Below are 869 nucleotides of genomic sequence, written 5' to 3'. Positions count from 1 at the left end.
GAATAGATCAGAGCATCCCTGGCTGGCCAGACTTCTATCTCCACGACGGGCGCATCATGTACGACTTCCAACGGGATTGGCGCGGCACATTTCCCGGCACTCCCGGGCGGACCGAACGTTATTTCCTGGTTGGCGTAGTCGATGCTCACTGCGCCATATTTGAAGGCGGGCGCACCGAGCAGCACATCGACAGGAAACTGCGCCGACGATGACAGCTGACCAAGATCCAGGGCGTAGCCGGCGACATTTGCAAACGCCCACGGACCAGCCACCAGATTGGCTATTGTTACAGGCAGAAGCTGCTTGGCCTCGGGGCCGGCACCCGCTGCATCGCCAATCGAGCCAGCCTCCTGGAGACCGAGTTTTCCGCTGACCTCTCGATCGATGAGAATTGCGCCGGCTCCGCTGTCCAGAACACCACTGTGCTTCCGCCCGTTCACTTCCACCTCGATGCGGACGAGGTTGTCCTTGAGTTCGAATGGAATGGCTTGCGGGTCCGATGGCATATGCACGGGCTTATCCGATTCGGGCGGAGAAGCTGCCGGGACCTGCTGCGCGGAAGTATCCTGTGCTTGTTGATCCCCCCGGCGTCATTGCGTGCGTCCGGGGACAGATAGCGCCGGTCAGGACGATCGACGCAATCATCAAAGCTTTGGAAAATGTTCTCAAACTCGACGTGATCACCGGGGAGGCTTCCGTTATGGCATAAGACGATTAGCCCTGTTCCTCAGCTGCCACAAATGCCAGTAGATCAGCATTGATGAGGTCCGGATGCGTGGCGAACAAGCCATGCGACAGCCCTGGATAGGTCTTCAGCGTACCGTTCGACAACAGCTCGATCGCCTTGCGCGCCGAGGCGTCGATCGGCA

At 59.1% G+C, this 869-nt stretch carries 1 protein-coding gene; it reads right to left on the bottom strand.

Annotation, left to right across the window (positions count from 1 at the left end; genetic code table 11):
* Positions 1 to 506 (bottom strand): aspartyl protease family protein (locus ACH65_RS19345; RefSeq protein WP_237561574.1); only part of this gene is annotated, 506 nt, incomplete at its 3' end.
* Positions 507 to 869: the final 363 nt, after the last annotated feature.

Origin of the sequence: Frateuria defendens (genome assembly GCF_001182895.1) — a bacterium.
GTDB classification, from domain to species: domain Bacteria; phylum Pseudomonadota; class Gammaproteobacteria; order Xanthomonadales; family Rhodanobacteraceae; genus Frateuria_B; species Frateuria_B defendens.
The sequence above is the reverse complement of the archived record's forward strand: the minus strand, read 5'-3'. Positions and strand labels throughout refer to the sequence as shown.